This window comes from Virgibacillus salinus (assembly GCF_900102415.1).
GTDB lineage: Bacteria > Bacillota > Bacilli > Bacillales > Amphibacillaceae > Lentibacillus > Lentibacillus subterraneus.
In genome coordinates, this window is record NZ_FNKD01000002.1 from 583,038 (window position 1) to 604,649 (window position 21,612).

Annotated in this window: 18 protein-coding genes; 1 reads left to right on the forward strand and 17 read right to left on the reverse strand. The window is 35.9% G+C overall.

The window, feature by feature from the left end; all coding sequences use genetic code 11:
- Window positions 1-2: 2 nt before the first annotated feature.
- Together BLS02_RS09810 and BLS02_RS09815 are read right to left on the reverse strand one after the other, a co-directional pair.
- Entirely contained in the window at window positions 3-1,322 is a 1,320-nt protein-coding gene (locus BLS02_RS09810; protein ID WP_092492824.1) for a D-serine ammonia-lyase, read from the reverse strand.
- Window positions 1,323-1,386: 64 nt separating this feature from the next.
- Window positions 1,387-2,232 carry a gamma-glutamylcyclotransferase family protein gene (locus BLS02_RS09815; RefSeq protein WP_092492825.1) on the reverse strand — a complete coding sequence of 282 codons (846 nt, stop codon included), beginning with the start codon at window positions 2,230-2,232 and terminating at the stop codon, window positions 1,387-1,389.
- 217 nt (window positions 2,233-2,449) lie between these two features.
- On the opposite strand from BLS02_RS09815, the gene BLS02_RS09820 reads away from it, so the two are divergent.
- Window positions 2,450-3,130: a COX15/CtaA family protein gene (locus tag BLS02_RS09820; RefSeq protein ID WP_302846742.1), complete on the forward strand. Its 681-nt coding sequence runs from the start codon at window positions 2,450-2,452 to the stop codon at window positions 3,128-3,130.
- A 47-nt stretch (window positions 3,131-3,177) separates the two neighbouring features.
- On the opposite strand, the gene BLS02_RS19415 is transcribed toward BLS02_RS09820, so the two are convergent.
- The 15 genes from BLS02_RS19415 to parC all read right to left on the reverse strand — a co-directional run bounded on the left by BLS02_RS19415 (window position 3,178) and on the right by parC (window position 21,569).
- A complete protein-coding gene (locus BLS02_RS19415; protein ID WP_368073011.1) occupies window positions 3,178-3,426 on the reverse strand; it encodes a DUF302 domain-containing protein in 249 nt (82 codons plus the stop codon).
- On the reverse strand, window positions 3,311-3,565 hold the full coding sequence (locus BLS02_RS09825) for a DUF302 domain-containing protein (protein ID WP_368073012.1): 255 nt from the start codon (window positions 3,563-3,565) through the stop codon (window positions 3,311-3,313). The genes BLS02_RS19415 and BLS02_RS09825 overlap by 116 nt, the downstream gene beginning before the upstream one ends.
- A 601-nt stretch (window positions 3,566-4,166) precedes the next feature.
- Complete coding sequence (locus BLS02_RS09830) at window positions 4,167-5,036, reverse strand: 5'-3' exonuclease (RefSeq protein WP_092492827.1); 870 nt, start codon at window positions 5,034-5,036, stop codon at window positions 4,167-4,169.
- A gap of 4 nt (window positions 5,037-5,040) precedes the next feature.
- Window positions 5,041-8,679 (reverse strand): dynamin family protein, encoded by a 3,639-nt coding sequence (locus tag BLS02_RS09835; RefSeq protein ID WP_092492828.1) that lies wholly within the window; start codon window positions 8,677-8,679, stop codon window positions 5,041-5,043.
- Between the two features lie 137 nt (window positions 8,680-8,816).
- Window positions 8,817-9,296 (reverse strand): CBS domain-containing protein, encoded by a 480-nt coding sequence (locus BLS02_RS09840; protein ID WP_092492829.1) that lies wholly within the window; start codon window positions 9,294-9,296, stop codon window positions 8,817-8,819.
- A gap of 59 nt (window positions 9,297-9,355) precedes the next feature.
- A complete protein-coding gene (locus tag BLS02_RS09845) occupies window positions 9,356-9,814 on the reverse strand; it encodes a flavin reductase family protein (RefSeq protein ID WP_092492830.1) in 459 nt (152 codons plus the stop codon).
- A gap of 221 nt (window positions 9,815-10,035) precedes the next feature.
- A complete protein-coding gene (locus tag BLS02_RS09850) occupies window positions 10,036-11,565 on the reverse strand; it encodes an acyl-CoA carboxylase subunit beta (RefSeq protein WP_092492831.1) in 1,530 nt (509 codons plus the stop codon).
- Between the two features lie 18 nt (window positions 11,566-11,583).
- Window positions 11,584-12,366 carry an enoyl-CoA hydratase gene (locus BLS02_RS09855; protein WP_092492832.1) on the reverse strand — a complete coding sequence of 261 codons (783 nt, stop codon included), beginning with the start codon at window positions 12,364-12,366 and terminating at the stop codon, window positions 11,584-11,586.
- Window positions 12,367-12,384: 18 nt separating this feature from the next.
- Window positions 12,385-13,284, reverse strand: coding sequence for a hydroxymethylglutaryl-CoA lyase (locus BLS02_RS09860; protein ID WP_092492833.1), 900 nt, complete (start codon window positions 13,282-13,284; stop codon window positions 12,385-12,387).
- 172 nt (window positions 13,285-13,456) lie between these two features.
- A complete protein-coding gene (locus BLS02_RS09865; RefSeq protein ID WP_092492834.1) occupies window positions 13,457-13,669 on the reverse strand; it encodes an acetyl-CoA carboxylase biotin carboxyl carrier protein subunit in 213 nt (70 codons plus the stop codon).
- Window positions 13,670-13,682: 13 nt separating this feature from the next.
- Window positions 13,683-15,038, reverse strand: coding sequence for an acetyl-CoA carboxylase biotin carboxylase subunit (locus tag BLS02_RS09870; protein WP_092492835.1), 1,356 nt, complete (start codon window positions 15,036-15,038; stop codon window positions 13,683-13,685).
- A 10-nt stretch (window positions 15,039-15,048) separates the two neighbouring features.
- Entirely contained in the window at window positions 15,049-16,683 is a 1,635-nt protein-coding gene (locus BLS02_RS09875; RefSeq protein ID WP_092492836.1) for an AMP-binding protein, read from the reverse strand.
- Between the two features lie 25 nt (window positions 16,684-16,708).
- Complete coding sequence (locus BLS02_RS09880) at window positions 16,709-17,851, reverse strand: acyl-CoA dehydrogenase family protein (RefSeq protein WP_092492837.1); 1,143 nt, start codon at window positions 17,849-17,851, stop codon at window positions 16,709-16,711.
- Window positions 17,852-17,929: 78 nt separating this feature from the next.
- Window positions 17,930-18,577, reverse strand: a complete 648-nt coding sequence (locus BLS02_RS09885) for a TetR/AcrR family transcriptional regulator (RefSeq protein WP_092492838.1) — start codon at window positions 18,575-18,577, stop codon at window positions 17,930-17,932.
- A gap of 541 nt (window positions 18,578-19,118) precedes the next feature.
- Entirely contained in the window at window positions 19,119-21,569 is a 2,451-nt protein-coding gene (gene parC / locus BLS02_RS09890; protein ID WP_092492839.1) for a DNA topoisomerase IV subunit A, read from the reverse strand.
- Window positions 21,570-21,612 lie beyond the last annotated feature (43 nt).

Below are 21,612 nucleotides of genomic sequence, written 5' to 3' on the forward strand. Positions count from 1 at the left end.
TCCTATAATAAACTTTTCCCTTTTTCGTAAAAATCCTTCATATCTTCTTCTGGTACGAGCGCTCCACCCGTCGCCCATGAGATATGTATTGCATTCTGTACATTCTGTACATCTAACTTCTTTTCGTTGGCATAATCATGAATTCGTTGTGGTCCAACAAGTCCAGCGGTTGCAGACGGTTCTAAGAATATTCCTTCAGAATCGGCTAGTAATGCTACCAATTTATATAATTCATTGTCTTCAATTGTATAAATACCACTAACCAATCGATCACTAATGACTGTCGCAAAGCTAGATGGACGTCCTACAGCTAGACCATCAGCTTCTGTCCGATTATCAATTCCAAAGTCCTGAACACTCACATTACTCATTTTCCTAGTAAGTAAACCGATCAATACTGATGGCGAATGTGTTGGTTCTACAAAGAAACAATGTACATGATCCCCGAAAACTTGTTTTAGTCCAAACGTAATACCGCCTGGTGCCCCGCCGACACCACATGGGAGGTATACGAACAACGGATGTTTCTCATTTACTTTTATATTTCTTTCCTCAAGTTGTTTCTCCAGCCTTAATGCTGCAACACTATAGCCTAAAAATAAATGCTTAGAATCCTCATCATCGACAAAATAAGCTTTGGGGTCTGTAATTGTCTTTTGTCTTCCTGCACTTATAGCTTCACTAAAATCACCTGTGAATTCGTGTACAGTTGCTCCTTTTTGGCGAAGCAAGTTCTTTTTCCATTGCTTTGCATCCGCTGACATATAAACAAACACATTGAATCCAAGCTTTGCACTGATTATACCAATACTTAATCCTAAATTGCCTGTAGACCCGACTCCAATTGAATACTGACTAAAAAACTCTTTAAACTTCTTGGATGATAATATTTCATAATTCTCACCACCAGTTAACAATCCTGCTTCAAAAGCCAGTGATTCTGCATGCTGTAATACTTCATATATTCCACCTCTTGCTTTAATTGAACCAGCAATAGGCAGGTCATTATCGCATTTTAAATAGAACTCACCTTTAAAAGAATTTGAAATTTCTCTTTCCATATGAGATATCCTTTGTAAAGGTGATTCCAGAATTCCTTTCGACTGCTTTGTTTCAGGAAACTCTTTTACTATAAATGGAGCAAAACGCTTCCATAGTAACTCCGCTTTATCCATGTCATCTCTTGTTAACGAAAAAATACTTGAACTTCCTTTGTTTTGTAAATTTGGATTCATCCAAACTACCGGTTTTAAGTCAATTATATCTTTTAGTATAGGGTACTTATTTTTCCATTCGATTAGTTCCTGCTGTGAATAGACTATTTAAATCACCCTTCCTGTTATTACTATCTCCTATTCAAATTTTATCATGACATGAAATCCAATTCTAATTAAAACGATCGATTTTCTGCTGAATTCTTTGGAGATATTCATAGCTTAACAGACCGCACCCACCTCGAATAATTTCAGTTGCATACAACTCAGTCGGCTTCATTTCAGCTGATTTCTCCATACCAATAAATGTAATGGCATGATATATCAATCTGTTAATTGTAACTGGCACTATAGCAGGGCGATAGGCATTTACATAAACACCTTCCCGTTTATACAAGTATTCCATTGCCTCATGTGGTATTTTATAGACTTTTCCCTCCACTTTTTCCTTACTATTTTCAACCAAATCTGCCTTACCACCATCATGTGTACTTCTTGAGAATTTAAATTCGAAGCCATTTAAGATTCCTCTACCTTTTAAATTTGCAAAGTATTGATCTGCACCTGCCAGCTTAAATCGTTCGTCATCCATACAAGAACCATAGGCAAAATATAATATTTCATCTTGTTTTAAATAATTGTATACGAGCCAATCTCCAGAAGGAATTCGTTTAGTGAACTTATGTAATGCTTGACCAGCAGTATAAATGATTGCCCTTATTTCTTCACCTGAATCGTTGTATACAGGAACAGTAGTTCGATTGTATAGATTATCCCAGTAACCTTCCTCAAAACCTTCTAAACTATCAATTGCTTTCAACTGTGATTCTGTTACCTCGTATAATTCACCATATATCCAATCCGATTTATTTTCTTTCATGGCCGGATAACCATTATTCGTATCATATAAAGATCCGTTAGTTCGGCATTGCTCAAAAATACATGTAGCACCATCTAAAAAATGGTGATTTCGCTCTCCCTTTCTTAACGTTCCATACACAAATACATTCGGCATCATGTTCCTCCTAATATTATTCTTTTCTTTATTTTATTAGAAAACTTGGCTTATCGCCACGCCTTAATGTTCTAGATAAGCCTTAATGCACTTATGCCAGTAAGAAAGTATGCTTAAATTCCTAGAATTTTTTCAAAAAGTCCTTTAAGTGATACAGAGCACAATCGTTTTATCCTTTTTCTGCTAAACTATGAATGTTTTCGTATAAGGGGATACACTGATAGAATTTGGTCATCGTGTTATTGGGGCTATTTTGTTCTTCATGACTATCATTTTATTTATCAAAATAAGAAAAGAAAATGAGAGCTTTTTCAAAGTTAAAGTTGCTAATTGGATGCTCGGCTTATTAATTCTGCAATTAATTATGGGAGCAATCGTTGTTTTTTATCACCTTCCATCAATTATCATCACAATTCATTTACTTATCGAGATGATATTTATGGCGATTTTAATCTGGTTCTGGCGAAGTGATCAACCAAAGGGTAAAATAGGAAGCACTTTGATAAAACATTTAAATATACTCAGTATATTATTATTTATGACGATCGGATTAGGAGCATATATAAAGCACCAGCATTACGGTCTTGCATGTGGATGGCTTGGATGTAATGACAGTGTATTACCTGCCTCACTGCCCGAATTATTACAAACATCTCACCGTGCTCTAGCCTTTATTGTAACAGGTTACATTATATTTTTAGCTGTTCAGATATTCAAAGAACATAACCACCCATTAAAGAATCGGATAATGGTTGCTCTTGTCGTAGTAATTTTACAAATAATTGCAGGTATTGCAACGATACTTTCTTTGGTATCACTTTCCATGGCAGTGTTGCACCTTGCCATAGGAACTATACTCTTTGCAATAATTATAGAAGGAAGAATTATGTCCACGAGATAAAAAGAGGAACTCATATAGCCTTATATGAGTTCCTTTTTTAAATTGCTCTATTTTGCAGCGTCCATAACCTTTATCAATGTATTTTCAATATCATAGGCAAAATCATAAAGTGAATTATCTTTAGTAAGTTTAATCAACTCTGATGGTCGGGGCATACCTATAAAAGTCTTACCTTCAGATTCATAGACCGTAATTTTGCAAGGAAGGAAGAAAATAACCAACCATGTGATTTTTTTCAAGTAGTTCTTTTGCAGCTTTAGGGTTACACACTTCCAAAATACGATAATTCGGTTCATAATCTAGTCCCTTACTCTCTAAGGTCTTTTTTACGTCAAAATCCCAAAGTACCCCAAAACTATCCTCTTTTAATTTTAATTCAAGTGATTCAACAGCATCGTCAATACTCTTAGATGTCTCAACGGTATAGTCAAACATTTAAATGCCTCCTTCTAAGCATAAATTTTCTCTTTCAACCACCATTCTAACATACCTATACACCTATTAGTATATACCTTGCAACCATTAACCGCAAACATTCCAAGGGGTATATACCAGTACACCCATAGGTATGTTTTAACCAATATAAATTATACCCTTGCGCCTATATGTATATACCGTCTGATTGTATTAATAGTAACGGCTATGCGCCAAAAGCTTAGAAAACTTTGCATATCGGCAAGCCCTAATATAGAGATAAGCCTTAGTTGTACTTATGCAGTATGAAAGGATTTATTCTTTTGATCTAAAACTTTAATTTTTAGTGGACACAGGAGACGCTATTTCTATATAAAAGTGACATTTTCGAAGTTATCCGGACACAGAAGCCCTTATTTTACATATATCATGGTTAATAGAGGGCGTTTGTGTTAAATAAGGTCCCTGGTGTCCGCAAACACCACCATTTTCATGAATTTCTGCAAAATAAGGTCCCTGGTGTCCGCAAAAACTCATAGGTGGTGGCTGCGCATCCGGCAGACATATTTGTTTATTAACTGAAAATAAAAAAATGCAAAGCATGCTTTGCATTTCAACTACGCTAATTAACCAATTTAATTAAATTATTAAATTCCAAATCCGTAAACTTTTCTTCTATTTTTTTCTTATCATAACTCCATTTTGCTCGCTCTAAGGAACATTCAATAGGTACATCACACCTGATTTCAGCTAAATCTCGTGATAGGTGAAGCATATCTAAATTCTCACTTATTTTTGTTTGTACTCCTTTTGGCAACCTATCAATATTATCCAGTATATTTTCAATGGTTTCATATTCCTGTATCAATTTTAAGGCAGTTTTTTCACCTATTCCTTTAACTCCAGGGTAATTATCAGACGTATCTCCCATTAATCCTTTAAGATCAATCATTTGCTTTGGTCGAATACCTTTTTTCTCGTAGAATGTTTCATGACTGAATACATCATAGTTTCCTTGCCCTTTTTTCATGATCGCAACACTGATGCCGTCATCTACAAGCTGGAGTATATCCTGATCGCCAGTAAGAATTATAACATCATTCTCAGATGCATATTGGTTTGCCAGTGTTCCAATACAATCATCCGCTTCGAAATTTTCCAGTCCGATATTCGGCAAATTAAATGCCTCTGCTACTTCTTTTATAAGATCGAACTGAGGAATTAACTCCTCTGGCGGAGCCGATCTATTCGCTTTATATCCATCAAATAATTCTGTTCGAAATGTTTTACTTCCCATATCCCAGCAGCAAACTACATGTGTCGGTTCAAACTTATCTACTGCGTCTAAAAAATAGCGTAAAAATTGATAGATACCATTTGTTGGTACGCCTTTACTGTTTTTCATAAAGTTTCCCCGAAATGATGTGGCAAAAAATCCACGAAAAAGTAATGCCATTCCGTCAACTAGCAATACATTGCTTTGTTTTGACATAGTGTCACGCCTCCATTTTCTCCTGTACAGCTACTATTGAATTTACAATACGATTCTTATCTTGCAATGTATCTATATCCACAGGCTGATCCGTTACCATTGATAAGTAATTATCAATGTGTGTTCTTACGATACGTTTTATTTCCTCTTTCATATCATCAAGTATAACATTCCATTGTTCAGTATAAACATCGCTCATTTTCTGATGACTTTCTTCAATATATCTTTTTGCAAATGGAGATAAGCGATTAAATATGTCTTCCTTCATTTGTTCTTTTTCATTTTTTACAAAGAATGCTTTGGTCCCATTAAACCTTTTCAACTCTTTATGAAACGTCTGTACATCGAGTTCTGTAAAAGCCTGATTATAGGCAGGTGTTTCAAGCTCAGTATTGTCGAAATCTGGAAGCAGGAAGTTGTTATCTATCAGGTTGCTTTTGGTAGAATAATCAAGCTGTATATCTTTTTTCATCTCTGTGATAAATGATTCTACTCGAAGGGAGACTGCTCGTAACTCCTGCATTAACTCATACCCAGCATAATCCAGCAGATTACTTAGGCTTTGTTCCAATTGTACTTGGGCTTTCCTGCCGGATTCGGTGATCGTAGTTGGGTTAAACGTTTCTTTAAACATATCATGAAAACGAATTGATTCACGTTCCAGAACATAATATAACTGTTTATCCAATTTCTGTTTAATTTTTTGTACGTAGACATCATTATCAATTTGATCTACCAATTGCTCTAAGGATGATTGTTTCTTATATAAATCCTCGCGATAATTTTCTTTTTCGGCTGCATTTAATTGTAACGAGTCTATATAATTTTTAATAGATTGTGAGGCACGATTGATATCCCGGCCGACTGACTGGATTGTGAGTGCTGCTAATTCATAATGGATAAAGCTGTTAAACGTTTCCTCAAAATTTCTCATTTGATGATTTGGCACTTCATTATTTAGCTTTTCCCGAAGTGATTGCTTACTTGAAATCGGATATAACCTTGGGAAACGAATGCCTAATTGTGTTAGCTGCTCTTCAATATAATTCATTACCATCTTAAGTTCCGAGTTATCTTCAGCAAGGTCAGCGGCATTCATGATAAAGAACATTTTATCAAGTTGGAAGGCATCCTTCACTCTTCCCAATTGCATTAAGAAGTCCTTATCCGCCCTTGCTAATGCATGATTGTAATACGTAACATATAAAATGGCATCTGCATGCTTAATATAATCAAATGATACGTTTGTATGGCGTGCATTTACCGAATCTGCTCCAGGGGTGTCAACCAAGGTGATACCATCTCTCGTTAATGAGCAATCATAATAAAGGTCAATGGATTCAATATAGCATGCTTTTGTTTCTTCCGTTACATAGCTTGAAAACTCACCTATACCAATTATTACTTCTTGTGCTATAGCATCCTTATTGTAACTAAATCCATTAATAATCGCATTGAGATATGTCTGATGTGTTTGATGAAGCTGGTCACTCCTATGAATATTATTCTTCATTATCCAATCAAGCAGCTCTTCAAAATTAAGCGCTTCTGGAGAAAAATGCCTGGTTAGTGATCTTATATCATCAACAAGTGTCTGCTCATCCTTAAATTTAACAACAACAGTTCCGTGACTATAAGTTTTATTTACTGGGTTAATACGATTAATCACTGCTGTGGTTGGATTAGGTGAAACGGGCAATATATTTTCGCCTATTAATGCGTTAGCAAATGATGACTTGCCTGCACTAAACGCACCAAATAGAGCTATTGTATACGTGCGATTATTTAAACGAACTTGTTTTCTAGTTAAATCGTCAATGATGGACTGAAAACCTGGGAGTTCATCAATTGTTGCAATCGTGTTTTCGATATTTGTTAGGACATTATCTATCGAAACAGTTTTATTTTGTGTCTGTTCTTGCGTTTCATTAACAACTTCTGTTTGTGGTATAGCCTTGGAATTAAAGTCTTCGGTTGTCTGTTTGATCGCTTTGTATCTTAGCTTAATTGCATCATTTATTTGATGCCATATTTGGTCACTTGGATTTGGTTTATCCAAGGCTGTATCAACCAACTGATATTTTTCACGCAAATCTGTTTTAAGTTCTTCCTGTCTTTCTTGTTGTTCATAAAGATGATAAAGCTGTTCTTGTTCATTTTCATTCTTTACAATTTCAGCATTTATCTCATCTATAAAACTATTGTAAATTAAATCCCATAATTTCAATGCTTCCATTTTAAACCTTTTCTTAATATCAGCACTAACATCATTTGTGTAATTTAATATATAGTCGCCATTAACTGTTGCTCCAGGATTTTGTAAAGATAGAAGCACCTCTTTATCATAATCAATCGAAAATTGCTGAATTTGTTGTACAAGATTTTGGTCATGTATATTGTACTGCTTCAGCAGATTCAGGAACTTGTCACGAAGTTTCCACTGAATTGCAGCATCGATACGTTCCAGTAAGTGATCATAAAACTTGTTTAAACGTGTTTCTCTCTCTTCTTCCGTTTTCTTTTTAGAGGCAAAAAGTCCTACTTTAAAATCTTTTATTTGTGATTCTAAAAATAGTTCTGCTTTATCCCGTAAATCCGAGGGCAACAAATACGCATTTTTTAGGGTTGCATTTAGATTAGCTAAAAAATCTCTTTCCATTTCCTTAGGTTTGCTTTTGAGGTTTGAAACAATACTATTAATATTCTCTAATTGTATTGATAAAGTTTCATATTTGTCACTTTCACTTGGTGAAACTTCTGCCAGGCTTTCCTCATAAATGCTATCCAAATAACGTTTGTGTTCATCAATAACCTGTATAACCGATCGTTCTGTATTTAAGGTAAATTCCTTATCAGATGTCATCAGTGTATTAAGTTTATCTTTGATTACTGGGAATTCATTGTAAGCTGCATTACTATCTATTAAGGAAGTATAATAGGTTACTTCTGGAAATATATTCCATTGATCAAACGTTTGTTTAATTTTTTGTTTGAAGGTTTCAAAGGTTAATTCACTTTCATCATGTTTATCAATCTGGTTTATAATAATATAAAACGGAATATTATTATCTTGCACTTTTTTCAAAAATTGCAAATTAACTTCTGATTGAACATGATTATAATCCATAACATAGAACAATGCATCTACAAGGTGTAATGACGACTCTGTCATAATTCGATCGGCATCATCTGCTGCATCTATACCTGGTGTATCGATAATAACGCATTCATCTGGAAGAATATTTTCCTTTGTACTAATCTCTATTTCTTTGATGCTTGCTTTATCCTTTGCATACTCCTTAATCATTTCAATATCATAAGGTTCTTCATATTCCACTGGCGAGGTATCATGAAAATAAACACGGGCAATTCCTTTACCTGATTTTATTTTAACAACATTTGCGCTTGTTGGAATAGGGCTTTTCGGCAATATAGACTTCCCTAATAGACTATTGATCATTGATGATTTTCCAGCAGAAAAATGACCAGCAAAGCTGATCATTAATTCTTGTCTGTTAAGTTTTTCATAGACATCCAGAATTTTATTAGCATGTTTTAAGTCATCATTTTCAACCATTGCCTGATATAGTGCAGCTAAGTGCTGAAGATTAGTTTGAGCTTGGTTTTGTTCTGTTATGATCATGAAGAAAATCCCTTCCAATTAACAATTCTAGCAACTATTATACTGAATTTCTGACGTTATTTCTACCCTCTATATTTAAATTTATTTATAAGAGTAAACGTTTCATCGAAAGAACGTGAGACGTACTTTAGTGAAATCTAGGACTTTTCCTTATTGATAGGTGAAATAATCTTTGTGGAAATAGACCGAATGATATCCCCTCTGCTAATAACCCCCACAACTTTAGAATCTTCGTCAACAACTGGGATTTTCTTAAAATGATATTTGGATAAAATAGTTAGGGCTTCTTCCAGATTATCATTAGGGTGCACTGTATGCGTATGTCTTTTATTCATAATTGTGTCCACTTTGTTATTAATATTATATTCAATTTTATCTCTCAAGTCTTCTTCCTCACTTACTAGCACAATTGTAAACATATCATATACTGTTCTACCTTTAGGTTGAATACAACGAATAACATCTCCATCGCTTATCATACCAATTAAACGATTTTCCTCATCAACTACAGGTACCCCACCGATTTTATTGGTAACTAAAGTCTCTAATAATTGTTTTATCGTTTTATCTTTCGTAATGCTAATTATATCTGTGATCATAAAATCTTTTATTTTCATATGGCACCCTTTCTTAATTATGTAAAAGAACCAACCAGTTCAATACGGTTGGCTTTGAGTTAATCCAGCGTATGATATTGACCACCATAAAATAATATAGGATCTCCACCATTCATTTTTACGTCAGTTACTTCAGCAATGAATATCATATGGTCACCAGCATTAGCTGTTTCTTTAACATGGCATGAGAGCGTTGCTATGGAAGCGTCTAGAACAGGAACATTGTCTTGTCTCAAATATGCTATCTCCCTGTCATTATTGATTTGTTTTGCAAAAATCATAGATAAATCCTTCTGGTCCTCGGCTAATATACTTAACCCAAATTTCTTAGTAACTTGTAATTTATCATACATTCGAGCTTTTTCATCAATTGAAATAGCAATCAATTTTGGATCCAATGAAACAGACATAAATGCATTTACAGTCATTCCCATGATTTCACCATTGTATTCGGTTGTTACTATAGTGATACCTGTTGCAAATTTACCCATAGCATCACGAAAAAGTCTATTATCCATTACGAAGTATCCCCTCTTTCCTTCTAGAACATTCTAATTTAGAATATCATTTATAAAGGGAAAATTGAAATAAATAGTGTTTATTGTAATATGTAGTTTACATAATAATATTATAACAAACTATGGTTAGCTTTTAGGTATTTTAATATATTATGACTTTGTTATAATACGTAATTGAAGGCTTTGGTAACTTTACCAAAGCCTTCTCGTAAATAAACTAGTTATACTGGATAAACGCCATGTTTTCTTTCGGTGAACGTTGTATTTTTTTCCTCATACAGGTTGTAGCGTTTAATAAGTTCATTCCTTAACTTATCCGGATCTACGATTGCATCAACAACCATCTCTGACGCTAATCGATAAATATCAATATTGTCTTTATATTCTTCCTGCTTTTCTTTTATAAATGCAGGTCTATCTTCTTCTGGCAATTCAGCAATTTTATTCGCATATACAGCATTCACAGCTGCTTCAGGTCCCATAACTGCAATCTGAGCGGTTGGCAATGCTATGCAGCAATCTGGGTCAAATGCAGGACCAGCCATTGCATATAATCCCGCACCATAAGCTTTACGCACGACTACTGAGATTTTAGGTACAGTTGCTTCACTCATTGCTGCAAGCATTTTTGCACCATGTCGAATAATACCTGCACGTTCCACTTTTGTACCAATCATAAACCCAGGAATATCCATCAGGAATAATAATGGAATATTAAATGCATCGCACAATTGAATAAATTTAGCTGCCTTATCCGCTGAATCCGGGAATAAGACGCCACCTTTCATCCTAGGCTGATTTGCAATAATTCCTACTGATTTGCCATTTATTCGTGCAAGTCCCGTGATTAATTCTGGTGCAAATTTCTTTTTAACTTCACAAAAACTATCCTCGTCAATAATCCTGTTGATAAAATCGTACATGTTAAATGGAGCATTTTGATTTTCGGGAATTATATCTGTAATCGACTTTTCAAATACTTTAATCTCTTTGGAATCAGCAACGTTAGGCTTTTTTCTGAAGTTCGCTGGGAAATAGCCAAGATATTTTTTTGTGTATTCAATTGCTTCTTCTTCAGATTTAACCAATACATCGCCACAGCCTGAAACAGAACAATGCATTTGTGCTCCACCCATTTCCTCCAGGCTTACTTTTTCACCGATGACTTTTTCTGCCATACGTGGTGACCCTAAATACATTGATGCGTTTCCTTCAACCATAACTACGATATCACAAAATGCCGGAATGTATGCACCGCCTGCTGCAGAAGGTCCGAATAAAAGACAAACCTGTGGTACGCGGCCAGACAGCTTTATTTGGTTATGGAAAATTCGACCGGCGCCACGACGACCAGGGAACATTTCTATTTGGTCAGTTATTCTTGCACCAGCAGAGTCTACAAGATAAAGCATTGGTATCTCCAACTTCTCTGCTGTTTCCTGTATACGGATTATTTTTTCGACAGTCCGTTTGCCCCAGGAACCAGCTTTTACTGTAGAGTCATTTGCCATCACACAGACAGCCTGACCGCCAATTTGGCCAATTCCAGTTACAACTCCATCAGATGGTAAAGAATCATCCATACAATTTGCAAAAAATGCATCTTCAACATCTATCTGATCATCGAATAATAACTCCAGACGTTTACGAACGAATAACTTGCCTTTTTCTTCATTTTTCTGGTGGTACTTTTCCTGGCCACCTTTTTTAATTTCTTCAACTCTTTGTTTGAATTCTTCGATATATGACATTTAGTACCCTCCCTGCTTCTATTTACCTTGATAGACAGGTTTTCGTTTTTCCTTAAATGCTTGTAAACCTTCTATTCGATCCTCGGTAGGTATTGTTTCTTTATAACATAAATGTTCAATAGCCAAACCAGTTGTCATATCGGTTTGAATGCCTTTATTGATTGCCGTTTTTGCTTGTCTGAGCGCAATAGGTCCATTTTCAGTGATTTGTTTTGCCATTTCTGTAGCCGCATCTAGTAATGCATGTGATTCCACGACTTGTTCTACCAGTCCAAGTTCTAGCGCTTCATCAGCTGTTAAAGACTTAGCGGTAAAAATTAGTCGTTTTGCCTTACCTAGCCCTATTAATCGTGTAAGACGCTGTGTTCCACCAGCACCCGGTATTATGGCTAGTGATGTCTCTGTAAGCCCTAACTTAGAGTGATCAGCTGAAATACGTAAATCACAGCCTAATGTTAGTTCGAGACCACCTCCAAAAGCAATTCCGTTGATAGCGGCGATAACTGGCATTTTCATATTTTCAATGTTTGTTACAGTTTCACCAATATATTTAACTGCGCCAATCACTTGATCTTCAGACATTTCTTTTCGTTCTTTAAGATCAGCTCCGGCGCAAAAAGACTTTTCTTTTGATCCGGTTATAATTGTGCACCTTATTTCATCATTCGTGTTTATTTGGTGAACATACTCATTCAGTTCATCGAGTAGTGCCTTTGACATCGCATTCATAGCTTCAGGCCTATTAAGCGTTAAGACTGCAATATGATCTTCTACTAATTTATAATCTATAAGCGCTGCCACTATTACTATTCTCCCTTCCTATCGTTCACTATTTATTATTTTCATTTGATGACTGGAAAGACTCGAAACATAATTTTCAATATATAATGCCGATTCAATCACTTTATCAATATTCATGCCAGTTTCAATTCCCATCCGATGTAACATATATAATAAATCATCTGTGGCAAGGTTTCCCGAAGCGCCTTTAGCATAAGGGCAACCTCCAAGACCACCTACAGCACTATCGAAATTTGTTATACCGTGATTTAATGATACTAAAACGTTTGCGAGTGCGGTCCCTCTTGTATCATGAAAATGCATTGCCAATTTATCTTTCGGAAAATATTTTAATAGTTTTGTTAACACTTTATCCACTTGAACGGGGTCAGCTACACCAATCGTATCACCAATAGAAATCTCGTCTACACCCATTGTGAACAATCTATCACAAATAGATATTACTTTTTCAACATCAATATCACCTTCATAAGGGCAGCCAAAAACAGTAGACACATATCCTCTAACTTGTTTATTAGACTCTTTAGCTTTACTGGAGACATTTTCTATAATTGGTAAAGTTTGGTCAATAGTTTTGTTTATATTGTTTTTATTATGTGTCTCACTCGCTGATAGAAACAGACAAATTTCATCGACGTTTACTTCCAAAGCACGATCAAGTCCCTTATTATTAGGGACCAAAGCGGCATAGGTAACATCAGGATTCCGTTTAATTTTTTTTGCTACTTCAGTTGCATCCTTTAGTTGTGGAATCCAGTCCGGATGTACAAAGGATGAAACTTCAATATAGGAAGCCCCGGTTTCAGACAACATATTAATCCAGTCAATTTTTGCAGCTGCCGGAACCAGTTCAGCCTCATTCTGCAACCCATCACGTGGACCTACTTCATTTATTTTAACTTTGTTTGGAAAGTTCAATCGCAACCCTCCTATCTATTCTTAGAAAACTTTGCATTCGTTAAAGGGATTCTTTATGAAAGCATACTTGCTTTCTTAAAACCCCTTGTACTTTGGAGTGCATGCTTTAGTGGCAAACACTTATGCAGTAAGATAGTATTTAGACTATCTTAACTGCGATCAAAGTTAGTTGCTACTCTATAATGGCAATTACGTCGCCTTCATTGACGAAATCTCCCTCTGAAACTTTCAATTCCTTTATTGTTCCACCCGCTTCAGCAGCAATTGGAATCTCCATTTTCATTGATTCCAGAATAACGATATCTTGCCCTTCTTCAACTTTTTCACCAGCATTAACTGTTATTTTCCATACACTTCCTGCCATTGATGCTTTAACTTCGTTCATGATAAATTCCTCCTTATTTTGTCTTAACTTGTGGTAAATAATATTCTTGGACAAACCCTGTCGTCGTGTTTCCTTTTTTAAATTCTTCATTATCAATAATAGCCAGCAACATAGGTATATTCGTTTTTATACCTTCTACTTTGTATGTTAATAATGCTTCTTTTAATAATGAGATAGCTTCATCTCTAGTTGATCCTTTCACTATTAATTTTCCAATCATAGGATCATAATATGGAGTTACATCATAATTTTCTGCTACGGCAACCTCATTACGACAGTACTTCCCGTCAGGCATCTGAAATACGGAAATATGTCCTGGTGATGGAAAGAATGTAACTGGATCCTCTGCATAGATTCGTACTTCAATTGCGTGACCATCAATTTGTAAATCGGATTGTTTAATCGAGAGTTCTTCTCCGTTTGCTATCGCAATTTGGTGTTCAACAATATCTTGGCCAGTTATTTCTTCTGTTACTGGATGTTCAACCTGAATTCTCGTATTCATTTCCAGAAAATAAAAGTTCTCCTCTTCATCCACTAAAAATTCAATTGTACCAGCATTGGTATATCCTAAGGACTTTGCCGCTTTTACTGCAGCTTCCCCCATTAATTTACGAGTTCTGTCAGATATAAACGATGAAGGAGCTTCTTCTATTACTTTCTGATTCCTGCGCTGAATGGAACATTCTCTCTCAAATAAATGGATTACATTTCCATGGTTATCTGCTAGAAGCTGTATTTCTATATGTCTGGCATTCTCCAGTTTCTTCTCTAAGAACATAGCACCATCACCAAAAAATGTTTGAGCACGTTTTGAATTACTTTCAAATGCTTTCATAAGCTCTTCATCTGTTTGTACAACCTGCATGCCGATTCCACCACCGCCTGCAGAAGCCTTTAGCATGATTGGGTAGCCGATATCTTTCGCAATTTCAATCCCATCTTCCGCAGATGCAATAGCGCCATCAGTTCCTGGAACAACAGGGACACCTGCCCATTTCATGGCATTTCTTGCTTCAATCTTACTGCCCATTTTTTCCATAACTTTGCTTGTTGGTCCGATAAACTGAATACCTGCGTGTTGGGATTTCTCAGCAAATTCTCCACTCTCGCTCAGAAATCCATAGCCTGGATGAATCGCATCAACTTTTGATTCTTTTGCAATTGAAATTATTTTATCGATGTTTAAGTAACTTTCATTAACACGTGGAGGTCCAAGTAAAAAACTATCATCAGCCATTGACACAAAAGGTGCTTTTTGATCTGCTTCTGAGTAAACAGCTACTGTTTGTATATCCAGCTTCTTGCAAGTCCGAATAATACGAGCTGCTATCTCCCCGCGATTTGCTATAAGTACTTTTTTTATCATAAGCTCTCTCCTATTGCCGAATTTGTTCGACTGCATATTCTTTTAGCTTAAATTTTTGTATTTTACCGCTCGCAGTCATTGGATATTCATCTACAAATGCTATGTGCCTTGGTATCTTATGCCTTGATATATTGCCTTCGCAAAAGGCTCTAATATCATCTTCAGTTGCCTTCGCGCCATCTCTTAATATTACCCATGCCATTACCTCTTCACCATATTTTTTATCTGGAATGCCAACAACCTGAACATCAAGAACTTCTGGATGCTGATAAAGAAATTCCTCAATTTCACGTGGATATATATTTTCACCGCCACGTATAATCATATCTTTCATGCGGCCGGTAATTTTCAAATACCCATTTTCATCCATGACAGCAAGATCACCGGTATGTAACCAGCCATCACTATCGATTGCATTGTTTGTCGCTTCCTCATTATTATAATACCCCTTCATCACATGATAGCCTCTGGTGCATAATTCACCGGGAACACTTTGAACCTGCTCATCATTTGTACCTGGTACTATAATTTTCACCTCAACATTTGGATGAACCTTTCCTACTGTACTCGCTTTAAGTTCGGCAGGATCATCTGTCTTTGTTTGGGTAATCACAGGTGATGATTCGGTTTGTCCATAAGCGATTGTGATTTCTTTCGCACCCATTTTATTCATTACATCGTTCATTACTTCAATTGGGCATGTTGACCCCGCCATAATACCTGTACGTAAATGAGAAAAATCATACTTTGAAAAATTAGGATGATTCAATTCTGCAATAAACATAGTTGGCACTCCATGCAATCCGGTGCATTTTTCATCTGAAACAGCTTTCATAACTTTTTCGGCTTCAAATTGCTCCACGATTACCATTGTTGTGCCCTTGGATACGGCCGCCAGAACGCCTAACACACACCCAAAGCAATGGAAAAACGGAACTGGAATACATAGCCGGTCTTTATTAGTTAATTTCATACAGTCAGCAATTTGATTCCCGTTATTAACGATATTAGAGTGGGTCAGCATGACGCCTTTTGGGAATCCAGTTGTACCCGATGTGTATTGCATATTGATAACATCATGATGGTGTAAGGTCTTTTTTCGTTCATCAAGTTTTTCGTCGGAAATTTGATTTCCATTTTCGATCATTTCGTCCCACGTATAGGCATTGGAATAGTTATCATCGCTGATTATAACGACATTTTTTAAAAACGGTACATTCTCAGAATGTAACTCTCCCTTTTTTGCATCCTCAAACTCAGGGCATACCTGCTTCAACACGTCGACATAAGATGTTCCTTTATATGATTCTGCTAAAATAAGTGTTGTTGATTCAGATTGTTTTAATAGATATTCAAGCTCTTTCGCCTGATAGCTTGTATTGACTGTAACAAGAACCGCACCCATTTTTCCTGTAGCAAATTGGCTGGTGATCCATTCCGGTTTATTATCGGACCAAATAGCTACGTTTTCCCCTTTTTCAATTCCTAGTGACATCAAGCCTTTTGCAGCTTTATTGGCGATTTCATTAAATTCTTTATATGTTTTTCTTAAATTTAGTTCCGGGTAGACAACTGCTTCTTGATCTGGATATAAATTCACTTGCTTTTCCAATAGCTCTCCAACTGTTAAGTTTAGTAAAGACATGAATTTTCTCCCCTCATAGGTATTATCAGCATCCTAACTGTCTAGCAATTACCATACGTTGTATCTCAGATGTTCCTTCCCCGATTTCCAATAATTTTGCATCACGCAAATATCTTTCAACTTCATATTCGCGCATATAGCCATATCCACCATGAATTTGTATTGCCTGGTTTGCGTTTTTGAATGCTGTCTCGGTAGCATAAAGTTTTGCATATGCTGCTTCCTTCGAGAATGGCTTATTATTATCCTTCAGCCATGCGGCCTTGTGAACCATATTCCGAGCCAGTTCAGTTTCCATTGCCATGTCAGCAAGCTTAAATTGTATTGCCTGAAAACTGGAAATTGATTTACCGAACTGTGTTCTTTCTTTGGCATACTCCAGAGCCTTATTTAAAGATGCTTGAGCAATTCCTAAGCCTAGTGCGGCTATTGAAATTCGTCCACCATCTAAGGTGTGCAAAAACTGCTTAAACCCTTTATCGGGATCTCCCAGTAAATTTTTCTGTGGTACACGTACATTATCCAATACAATTTCAGCTGTATCTGAACCACGTACCCCCATTTTGTCATAGTTACTATTTATTGTTACACCTTCAGTATTCGTCGGTACAATTATTGCACTGATAATATTTTTACCTCTGTCATCTTTACCAGTAACAGCTGTAACGGTTATTGTATTTGAATAGTTAGCATTAGTAATAAAACATTTCTCACCGTTAATTACAAAATCATCGCCATCTGCAACCGCAGTAGTCTTAGTTCCACCGGCATCAGAACCAGCGTTTGGTTCCGTTAATCCAAAGGCTGCAAGTGTTTTTCCCTGTGTAATTGGCGTTAAATATTTCTCTTTTTGTTCTTCTGTTCCAAAATAATAAATAGGACTTGCACCTAACGAAACTGTTGCTGCATAACTTAGTCCAGTGCTTCCACATACTTTACCAATTTCTTCAACAGCTAGTGCATAAGATAACGTGTCCCCATCTGAACCGCCATATTGTTCAGGAAATGGTATCCCCATTAATCCAAGCTCACCCATTTGTTTAAATATATCTTCTGGGAATTTAGCTTGTTTATCAATTTCGACTGCCCTAGGTCTTATTACATTATCAGCGAAATCCTGAACCATTTTCTTGATCATCATTTGTTCTTTTGTTAATTCAAAATTCATGTCAAACCTCCTATTATTATAAGAACAAGACCGACTGGTTGGTCTGTTCGCTTCAATAAAAAAAGAAAGCGGTTTCTTTTAATTGGTAAAAAAAGGCTTTTCAATTAATTGATCTACGTATTTACTTTCCGATAAAGATTCGACAGTTAATACTGCATGTAAGATTAAATCAACGAATATATCGCCAATTTCATCAATCGATTTTGGACCTGATTGTTTATACCACTTATATGCCCAATTCACCATTCCGAGTATCGCCATTCCGGTAATTTCTACAGGTAAATCCTTGCGAAATTCGCCGCATGCCTTACCTTCCCTTATGGCTCTTAAAATTATCTGTTTAAACTGATCACGTTTTTTCTTAATAAGTATTTCATATTCTGGTTTTAAGTAAATATTCTCCTGATAGAAAACAGAGATGTGTGGTTTATAAAGATCGAATACTTTAACAAAATCCTTTATTATTGCTTGCAGCTTTTTCGTTGGTGACTTATACGTTTCATTCGCAATTGTAGCTTTTTCCAAAACATAGGTTATGAATGTATCGTGAATAACAAATAATAATTCATCTTTTGATGTAAAGTGATGATAGAATCCACCTTTGGAGGTCCCTACGTTTTCCACGATTTGATTAACTGTAACACCGTGATAGCCATGTTTTTCAAACATTAATAATGCTTCTTGGATTATTTTATTTCTTAAATCCGTTATAAACCCTCCTTCCATAAATTTAATTTTACCTTATCATATTTTTCTGAATATAGAAAGGGGAATTAGAATGATTTAGAAACAGAAGGCGGTTTCAAGCAGGCCAAAATGGCTGCGCATCATAGGATTTAATAACTAGTATTACCAATAAGTTATTAGAAAAATGAGATGCTTTTACCGAGGAAGAAAATGTAATCAAACATAAAAAATTACTAGTTAAAAAATTGATAGATTCACTTAAATTAATTTAAAAACCAATCTAACCAATAACGGCCGATAACAAAGCATTGCCTATAAGTACTTTAATGGACATGAGGGGCCATATTTAACGGAAAACAAGCAATATTAGGTTTAAGCGGACACCAGATACCTTATTTGCTAGAATTACCCCTATTTCACTTGGATATATGTTAAATAAGGGCACATGTGTCCGCATATCCCTTTAACCCGAAATAGCAGCTCCTGTGTCCACTAATTATCTGAAAACAAGTGGTGTTTAGTTTAACAACAGCTATTAGAATGAAAAAAGGCTTGTAGAAACCCAAGCCTTTCTCATAAATTATTCGGCTGATTCATCAAATGGTTTACTGTAAATAGCTTCCTTCCAGACTTCACTTACTTCACCTTCATTATCACTGTCTATAACGAATGACCCATTACTGTAGCGATCACTTGTGGATAACTCTAACGGGTATAAGCTATGTGTATTGCCTTTAGCAGTTCTAAAACATATCGTATCATTTTCATCGACTATAAATAATCCTTTTACACGATGTGGTTTACTTTTTAATTCACGAAGCATGATTAATCCTCGTTTAGCACGACTGGATTTCTCAAACTCACGAAGCTTCATTCGTTTACAGGCACCACGTTGTGTTACGACAACAATCGATGGCTCTGACAAATCATCGAATACTTGACCATTTACAACATACTCATTTTCTTTTAGCTTAATTGCTTTAACGCCTGCTGCACGCTGGCCAACTACAGATATCTCTGACTCATGATACCATAAACCAAAACCTTTATTTGAAGCAACAAATACGTCAGAATTCCCATCTGTCTGAAATACATTAATTACTTCATCATCACCTTTAAGATTTAGAGCTATAAGCGCTTTTGAGTGCCGCTGAGCATTATATAATGCCAATTCACTTCGTTTTACCATACCATTCTTAGTGAAGAAAACAAGATAATTTTCATCGTTAAATTCGCGTACAGGTACACCCTGAATAATGCGTTCATCTTTGTCAATGCTCACGATATTAGAAATATGCTGTCCAAGATCTTTCCATCTGATATCAGGTAAGGCATGTACAGGAATATAAATGTACTTCCCTTTATTTGTAAATAGAAGTAAGTTATCTGTTGTGTTTAGTTCAGTTAAACCAACTAGGTAATCTTCTTCCTTCATTGCAAAGTCTTCTCCATTTGAGGCGCCATACGAACGGATACTTGTCCGTTTTACATAACCATCCCTCGTAGTTGATACTAAAACATCTTCACTTGCAACAGTTACTTCAATATTAAAGGTCAATTCTTCAATTTTATCTTCAATAACTGTTTTCCTGCTATCGGCAAATGATTTCTTTAACTGTTTTAGGTCCTTCTTGATTGTTTGGAAGAGTTTCTTATCACTGGCGAGTATTGACTCCAGTTCTTCGATTGCCTTCCGTAGTTCTTCCGCTTCCTTTTCAAGAGACGTTATATCAGTATTTGTTAAACGATACAATTGCAGCATAACAATTGCTTCAGCTTGTGCCTCCGAAAAGTCATATGCTGATATTATACGTTTTTTTGCATCTGATTTATCTTTTGATGCACGAATTGTTGCGATAAGTTTGTCTAGAATCGATATTGCTTTGATTAAGCCCTCAACTATATGTGCACGATCATTTGCTTTTTTCAAATCAAAAATAGTCTGTCTTGTTACTACTTCTTTTTGATGTGCAATATATGCGTCCAGAATCTGAGGCAGTGATAACAACTTAGGAGTCTTGTCCTGAATTGCTACCATGTTGAAATGATACGTTACCTGTAAGTCTGTATTTTTATATAAATAATTTAAAACACCTTGACTATTAGCATCTTTTTTCAATTCAATAACTACACGTAGTCCCGTACGATCAGTCTCATCACGTACTTCAGCTATGCCTTCCACTTTTCGATCAATTCGTAATTCATCCATCTTTTTAACCATATTAGCTTTATTAACCTCAAAAGGAATTTCGTCAATTACAATCTGCTGGCGGTTACCGCGAACATCCTCGACTTTTGCTCTCCCGCGAACAACGACTTTACCTTTCCCTGTTTCGTAAGCTTTTTTGATTCCATCAATACCTTGTATAATGCCACCGGTTGGAAAGTCTGGTCCTTTTATAGATGACATTAAATCTTCTAAAGTAGCAGTCGGTTTATCAATTTTCATAATAACTGCATCAATAACCTCTGATAGGTTGTGAGGTGGTATATCTGTTGCATAACCTGAGGAAATTCCAGTAGATCCATTTACAAGTAAATTCGGAAACTTGGCTGGTAATACAACAGGCTCTGAAATCGTGTCATCAAAGTTTGGTATAAAATCGACTGTTTCCTTGCCAATATCACGGAGAAGCTCTGAAGCAATACTGGAAAGTCTTGCCTCTGTATAACGCATCGCTGCTGGTGGATCACCATCGATGCTACCGTTATTACCATGCATTTCAACTAAATCATTTCTAACTTTCCACTGCTGGCTTAAGCGAACCATTGCTTCATAAACGGAAGAGTCACCATGTGGATGATAATTCCCGATTACTGTACCAACCGTTTTGGCAGCCTTACGAAAATTTTTATCATGTGTATTTTTCTCTTCGTACATTGCATATAATATTCTGCGCTGAACAGGTTTTAAACCATCACGCGCGTCTGGTAGTGCACGATCTTGAATTATATATTTACTATACCTTCCAAATCTATCACCAATTACTTCCTCGAGTGGAAGGTCTAAATATTTTTCAGGTTGTGACAAACCAATCCCCCCTTGTTAATCTCTGTCAAAATTGTCTGTATAT

Excerpts from the sequence above, each read along its gene's own strand:
- BLS02_RS09870 (WP_092492835.1), bottom strand. The coding sequence starts at position 15,038 with ATGATAAAAAAAGTACTTATAGCAAATCGCGGGGAGATAGCAGCTCGT.
- BLS02_RS09845 (WP_092492830.1), bottom strand. The coding sequence starts at position 9,814 with ATGGATAATAGACTTTTTCGTGATGCTATGGGTAAATTTGCAACAGGT.
- BLS02_RS09880 (WP_092492837.1), bottom strand. The coding sequence starts at position 17,851 with ATGAATTTTGAATTAACAAAAGAACAAATGATGATCAAGAAAATGGTT.
- BLS02_RS09815 (WP_092492825.1), bottom strand. The coding sequence starts at position 2,232 with ATGATGCCGAATGTATTTGTGTATGGAACGTTAAGAAAGGGAGAGCGA.
- BLS02_RS09885 (WP_092492838.1), bottom strand. The coding sequence starts at position 18,577 with ATGGAAGGAGGGTTTATAACGGATTTAAGAAATAAAATAATCCAAGAA.
- BLS02_RS19415 (WP_368073011.1), bottom strand. The coding sequence starts at position 3,426 with ATGAACCGAATTATCGTATTTTGGAAGTGTGTAACCCTAAAGCTGCAA.
- BLS02_RS09835 (WP_092492828.1), bottom strand. The coding sequence starts at position 8,679 with ATGATCATAACAGAACAAAACCAAGCTCAAACTAATCTTCAGCACTTA.
- BLS02_RS09830 (WP_092492827.1), bottom strand. The coding sequence starts at position 5,036 with ATGTCAAAACAAAGCAATGTATTGCTAGTTGACGGAATGGCATTACTT.
- BLS02_RS09850 (WP_092492831.1), bottom strand. The coding sequence starts at position 11,565 with ATGTCATATATCGAAGAATTCAAACAAAGAGTTGAAGAAATTAAAAAA.
- BLS02_RS09825 (WP_368073012.1), bottom strand. The coding sequence starts at position 3,565 with ATGTTTGACTATACCGTTGAGACATCTAAGAGTATTGACGATGCTGTT.
- BLS02_RS09865 (WP_092492834.1), bottom strand. The coding sequence starts at position 13,669 with ATGAACGAAGTTAAAGCATCAATGGCAGGAAGTGTATGGAAAATAACA.
- BLS02_RS09875 (WP_092492836.1), bottom strand. The coding sequence starts at position 16,683 with ATGTCTTTACTAAACTTAACAGTTGGAGAGCTATTGGAAAAGCAAGTG.
- BLS02_RS09840 (WP_092492829.1), bottom strand. The coding sequence starts at position 9,296 with ATGAAAATAAAAGATTTTATGATCACAGATATAATTAGCATTACGAAA.